This window comes from Microcystis sp. LE19-84.1B (assembly GCF_027531875.1).
Lineage (GTDB): Bacteria > Cyanobacteriota > Cyanobacteriia > Cyanobacteriales > Microcystaceae > Microcystis > Microcystis panniformis.
This window is the reverse complement of record NZ_JAPZSR010000085.1, coordinates 1-6,323: the sequence shown is the minus strand read 5'-3', so window position 1 is coordinate 6,323 and position 6,323 is coordinate 1. Positions and strand designations below refer to the sequence as shown.

Below are 6,323 nucleotides of genomic sequence, written 5' to 3'. Positions count from 1 at the left end.
CCAAGCTTTTCTGGTCGGAACCCCCTAAGCCGAGTTTTCAAGGTGCTGCGCCGTCCACTTGGTTTTCGAGACTGGCCTTTTAATTCTAACGTAAAGCCAACCTAGAACGGCGGGGTTTCAGACCCAAAATTTCCGATGATTGCCCTAGAACTCAGGTTAACCCAGAGACTAAACCCTTAGATTTATAATGGACATAGTCTCTCATCTAAGATTTACATGACTATCACGCCGATTTATACCGCCTCAGCCAGCACAGCAAGCCAGTATCCCGATGCTTTTGGGCGTTTTGGACGCTACGGGGGCAAATACGTCCCAGAAACCCTGATGCCAGCCTTAAGTGAACTAGAAACGGCCTATAATCAGTATAAAGACGACCCCGATTTTCAAGAAGAATTAAATCAACTGCTCAAGGATTACGTCGGCAGACCTAGTCCCTTATATTTTGCCGAACGTCTCACCGCCCATTATGCAAAAGCCGACGGTACTGGGGCGCAAATTTACCTAAAACGAGAAGATTTAAACCATACTGGGGCCCACAAGATTAATAACGCCCTCGGTCAGGTTTTATTAGCCAAACGCATGGGTAAAAAGCGAATTATCGCCGAAACCGGGGCAGGACAGCACGGCGTGGCCACCGCTACGGTTTGCGCTCGTTTTGGTCTAGAATGCGTGATTTATATGGGAATTCACGACATGGAACGCCAGGAACTCAATGTTTTCCGCATGAGACTGCTTGGCGCGACGGTGCAACCCGTGGCCGCCGGGACGGGAACCCTGAAAGATGCCACCTCGGAAGCGATTCGCGACTGGGTAACTAATGTGGAAACCACTCACTACATCCTTGGTTCTGTGGCCGGTCCCCATCCCTATCCGATGATGGTGCGCGATTTTCACGCGGTTATTGGTCAAGAAACCCGTCAGCAAAGTCTGGAAAAATGGGGCGGTTTACCGGATATTCTCCTCGCTTGTGTGGGGGGTGGTTCTAATGCTATGGGTTTATTTCATGAGTTTGTTAAAGAAACTTCCGTGCGTTTAATTGGTGTTGAGGCTGCCGGGGAAAGTATCGCCTCCGGAAAACACGCAGCTACCCTTACCCAAGGTCAACCGGGGATTTTACATGGGGCCATGAGTTATTTATTACAAGATAACGAAGGTCAAGTTATCGAGGCCCACTCCATTAGTGCCGGTTTAGATTATCCCGGAGTCGGGCCAGAACATAGCTTTTTAAAAGATAGTGGTCGCGCCGAATATTACAGTGTCACCGACAAGGAAGCACTAGAAGCTTTTCAACGAGTTTCCCGTTTAGAAGGGATTATTCCGGCCCTAGAAACTGCCCACGCTTTAGCCTATTTAGAAACTCTTTGCCCACAAGTGACCGGTAGTCCTCGCATTGTGATTAATTTCTCTGGACGGGGTGATAAAGATGTGCAATCGGTGGCTAAATATTTATCAATGAATGGTTAACAGTTATCAGTTATCAGTTATCAGGCTCTTCTAGGTTCTGTGTGATAAGTTTAACTTACATAGGATTGATCAATCTTTGTGTCCTTTGTGTCTTTGTGGTTCGTTCCACCCCCTCGCCAGGAGGAATGTATCTTAGAATACATTTTAGCCACCAAATCCAATTGACTCTGTTCTGGTCTTAGAGTCGCTCTAAGTGTCACGTTCTAGCATATATCGTGTCAATGCGCTAGTATTTAACGGTAAAGCCAACCTAGAACGGCGGGGTTTCTGACCCAATTTTTCGATGAAAATTCTTCAGATTGTTCCTTCGATTTCCCTTGTTTATGGTGGCCCCAGTCAAATGGTACTCGGTTTGTCAGCGGCCTTGGCGCAACTAGGCCAAGATGTGACCATTATTACCACCGATTCCAATGGTGACACGGGACAAGCACCCCTAGAGGTGCCTTTAGGAGTCCCTGTTAGTCAAAATGGCTATCAAATCTATTATTTTCGCTGTTCTCCCTTTCGCCGCTATAAATTTTCCCTTGATCTGTTTACTTGGTTGGCAAATAGGGCAAAAGATTACGATATCGCCCATATTCATGCCTTATTCTCCCCAGTAAGCAGTATATCAGCTTCGATCGCTCGTTACCGTCAACTGCCCTATATTCTCCGTCCTCTAGGTACTCTCGATCCGGCAGATTTGCAAAAAAAACGGCAACTTAAACAAATATATGCCAATTTTCTGGAAAAACCCAATTTAGCGGCGGCGGCGGCAGTTCATTTTACCAGTCAGCAGGAGTGTCAAATCGCTGAAAGATTTAATATAAAAACTAAGGATATTGTCATCCCCCTAGGGGTAGATTTTTTTAACCCACAAGCTTTACCAGTAACGGGTTTTAATCTTCCCCAAAATAAACCGATCATCCTTTATATGTCCCGTCTTGACCCGAAAAAAGGTCTAGATTTATTGCTGCCTAGTTTAGAAAGGTTGTTAGAAAAAGGCCTAGATTTTCATTTTGTCTTAGCAGGAGGCAATCCCCAGGACCAGGAGTACGAAAATCGGATTAAAAATCAGATCGAGCAGTCAATATTGGGCAAAAATACGACAATTACTGGATTTGTCACCGGAGAAGTCAAAAATAGCCTCCTCGCTAGGGCCGATTTATTTGTTTTACCTTCCTACTATGAAAATTTTGGCATCGCGGTTGCCGAAGCTATGGCTGCCGGAATTCCTGTGGTGATCTCAGACCGGGTGGATCTGCATCCTGCGGTGACGGCAGCGGATGCGGGATGGGTGACAGCTTGTCAGCTTGAGGATTTAACTAATACTTTGGCAACGGCTATCACTAATCCTGAAATTCGCCAACAAAGGGGGAAAAATGCCAAGGATTTAGTCTTAAATCAATATAGTTGGTCAGCGATCGCTGAACAGCTGTTAACTGTCTATGAAAATCTAGACAGACGGATTAAGATTTAGGCCATGAGGATAACCAGCACTAAAAATGCCAGTAGGGTTAAACCTGATTGCAGAAAGACGGGAAGCGCAAAAGAGTTCATAACAGTAGCTCACTTTTCTAGGGATGGCTCTATTTCCAATATACGCTTTCATCTCCGCTAATTCCTCATATTTCCGTCCGTAATGTCATCATCTCATCATTTAAGTAGGTAGGCGTTAAAAATTATCAGACACCACCCTTATCAAGGGGGGACTATAGGGTAGGGTTGATTCATGAATCAACCCTACTATGAATCAACCCTAGTACTAAGGGGGGATCGAACCTAAAATCCATTTTTAATTTAATTATAACCAGCTACTTATTCATCCCATAGGAGAATTTGAGGTCACTTGTACTGCATTTAAACTGGGTAGGGAGCATTTTAATACAAATGTACGGAACTTGGTCACTCCCCACTCTGTTCACTTAAGTTTCAGCGTCGTGATTATAATTAGGGAATGATAGAAATTCTTAGGCAATAGGATCACATCAGTGTTGATAAATCATCTTTTCTTCGGCGCTTTCCTACCCCTTGATACTCTCCTGTCCACCCAGGGGATTATGGTTATGCTTCTGGCCGCTTATGCTTTAGCCATGTGGATGTTTCTAACTAGCGCCCCAAAAGTTCATACAATCATGGTGACAGATTTGGAGACAGCCCGACAATTTTATGAAGGACTTTTAAATTTACCCACGGCCGATGTCCCCCTCCATTACTATTACAATTATGAGCAGACGATGGGCAATAATATGATTGATCCATTTTATATGTCTAGTAATCTGGCTGTGACTACTGCCAACCCTTCTTTGGGAGATCAACCCCAGGGTTTATGGTATCAGTTAAAGAAAAATACCCAACTGCACATCGTTGCTGGGGCAACCGCGGGTTATAAGGATCGTCATCGTCACGTTTGTTTTGATCACGATTGTTTAGAACAAATTCTGATGCGGGTGGAATCACGACGCTTAAAGTATAAAGTTCGTCGCAATAAACCTTTAAATTTTTTGGTCAAAGATAATGCTGATCGCGTGATTGAAATGGCCGAAGTCTCGAATTAGTTAACGGTAATTAGATTGGGGGCAACTATAACGGTAAATAACTAAACTTATGAATGCTCAACTGCTCACAATTGTTGTAATTTCTTTAGGGGTAGGTATTGGTTTGGCCATTCTACTCCTAATTTTAGTCAAGTTGAGACGCTGCAACCAACAGGTAAATAGTATCGTCGATTATCACTCTCTCATCGGTTTAATTGGAGTTGTTCAAATCCCCTTCGATAAAAATAGCAAGGGGAAAGTGCGAGTTAATGTCGGGGATAGTCTAATCGATATAGTAGCGATAACGGAAGGGGAAGAACAATTTAATGTCGGGGATAAAGCATTTATCCTCAATTGCCAGGACAATAAAGTTTTAGTCATTGCGGAAAAGTATATCAGAGGCGATTTGTAATTTCTTCTAAACCAAAGGGTAACTAACTATGAATAGTCAAAATAATTCCTATCTCATCCAAATCAATCCCAATCAATACGACAACAATAATAACAACAGTGCTGGCAATTTATTGTTGAATAGTGTTCCCATCGCTTTATTGATATTTCTGGGGATTGGTGCGATTTGGTTTATCAATTCTTTTTTGTGTATTTGTAAACCGAATGAAGTAGTAATACTGAGTGGGATGAAACGCAAATCAAAAGATAGACAGGATATGGGGTATCGAGTGGTATCGGGGGGTCGGGCGATTCGTATTCCAATTTTAGAAACCGTTAAACGCATGGATGTCACCACAACCCCGATCAGAATTGAGATTAAAAATGCCTATTCTAAGGGCAATATTCCCCTGAATATAGTGGCCATTGCTAACGTAAAAGTTAGTTCTAAACCTGAAATAGTCGGCAATGCGATCGAACGTTTTTTAGATCGAGATCGAGAAGAAATTATTCGCGTAGCTAAAGAAACTTTAGAAGGAAACTTGCGGGGTGTAGTCGCAACAATGACCCCCGAACAAGTGAACGAAGATCGCTTACAATTTGCCGAAAGTATTACCAGTAACGTCAGTCAAGACCTGTTTAAACTCGGTTTAGAAATTGATACTCTCAAAATTCAAAATGTTGCCGATGACGTGGATTATCTTAACTCCCTCGGACGGGAAAGAATCGCTTTAGTCATGCGTGATGCTGAAATTGCTGAATCAAATGCACTCAATGAAGCTGAACAAATAGTTGCGGAATGTGAGGAACAGGCAACCGTAGCTAAAACCCGCGATCAAATTATTATTTTAGAGCAAGAAAACGAGTTGAGAAAGTTAAAGGCAAAACTGGAACAACAGGCTAAATCGGAAGAAGAAATAACTATCGCCGCCGCTAAGGAAAAACGTGCTATAGTTGAGGAAAAATTGCAACAGGTCAGAGCAGAATTGGAAAGATTACGTCTCCAAGCAGATAAGGTTTTACCCGCAGAAGCGCAGCAGGAAGCTGAAACTTTCCGCGCTAGAGGAGAAGCGGCAATTTTTGAAGAAAATGCCAAAGCTGAAGCCTTGGTTAACGAATTGTTTGCGGAAGTCTGGCAAAACACCGGCAGCGAAGCAGAGGCAATTTTCTTGATTCAACAGTTAGAAACTATCCTGGAGGAGGCGATTAAAATTCCTAAACGCTTACACCTCGATCGAGTTAATATCGTTGATAATGGTGATGGTAAATCCCTGGCTACCCTGATTAAAGTCTATCCCGAAATCGTCAATCAATTCCTCGCCAGTGTCCATCAAACCCTCGGTATTGATGTGGTCGGAACTCTCACCAATAAAATTGAAAAATAGCAGTCAGAAAACACAATAGCCTGATTTTGGCGATAGATTGCTACCTGTTGACTAATGGGAGTAATTAACCAGCCCAGTCTTAAGCCACTATCAAGATATTCCTGCATTTTTCCTTAGAGTTAACTTAAAGAATCAGTGCGCGACCTTAATTAGGGTTTGCGGCAAAAAGTTTGTTGGTGGGGTTAGGAGTCGGTCGTCGGTCGTCAGTAGCCGGTCGTTTCAGGCTTTGTTGCCCTCTCTTTTCGTACGAGCTTATGTACTATAAGAAGGATAATGCAAGGTTTTTGAGGGTCTCAATCCGATTTTCGCAGCATGAACATCGGATTTTAACAGGTCAAAAGCCTTATTTTAAAAGGGTTTTACCATTATTCAGCAAGCCCTATGTATTGTCAACTTAAAGAATTTTGTGCTAACATACTGACACTCAGTCGAGCAGTGTCAAAATGTTTGTACTAGAATACAAAGGTGCGATTCGTTCTTCTGAAAGTTAGTATAACAACCTAGCGTATAGAAGACAAGGAACAGTAACAACTGAACCTTGACAACTTATCTTCTGTGTAGGTGAGGA

The 6,323-nt window shown here is 43.0% G+C and carries 5 protein-coding genes; all 5 read left to right on the top strand.

Going from position 1 to position 6,323, the window contains the following annotated elements; translation table 11 throughout:
• Positions 1-216: 216 nt before the first annotated feature.
• The 5 genes from trpB (at position 217) to O9324_RS05040 (ending at position 5,755) form a co-directional block, all read left to right on the top strand.
• Positions 217-1,464, top strand: coding sequence for a tryptophan synthase subunit beta (gene trpB / locus O9324_RS05060; protein WP_288139615.1), 1,248 nt, complete (start codon positions 217-219; stop codon positions 1,462-1,464).
• Positions 1,465-1,747: 283 nt separating this feature from the next.
• Positions 1,748-2,923 carry a hormogonium polysaccharide biosynthesis glycosyltransferase HpsP gene (gene hpsP / locus O9324_RS05055; protein ID WP_288139614.1) on the top strand — a complete coding sequence of 392 codons (1,176 nt, stop codon included), beginning with the start codon at positions 1,748-1,750 and terminating at the stop codon, positions 2,921-2,923.
• 511 nt (positions 2,924-3,434) lie between these two features.
• Positions 3,435-4,001, top strand: a complete 567-nt coding sequence (locus tag O9324_RS05050) for a glyoxalase-like domain protein (RefSeq protein WP_288139613.1) — start codon at positions 3,435-3,437, stop codon at positions 3,999-4,001.
• Between the two features lie 49 nt (positions 4,002-4,050).
• Positions 4,051-4,392 carry a hypothetical protein gene (locus O9324_RS05045; protein ID WP_193959048.1) on the top strand — a complete coding sequence of 114 codons (342 nt, stop codon included), beginning with the start codon at positions 4,051-4,053 and terminating at the stop codon, positions 4,390-4,392.
• Positions 4,393-4,420: 28 nt separating this feature from the next.
• Positions 4,421-5,755 carry a flotillin family protein gene (locus O9324_RS05040; protein ID WP_004159906.1) on the top strand — a complete coding sequence of 445 codons (1,335 nt, stop codon included), beginning with the start codon at positions 4,421-4,423 and terminating at the stop codon, positions 5,753-5,755.
• Positions 5,756-6,323 lie beyond the last annotated feature (568 nt).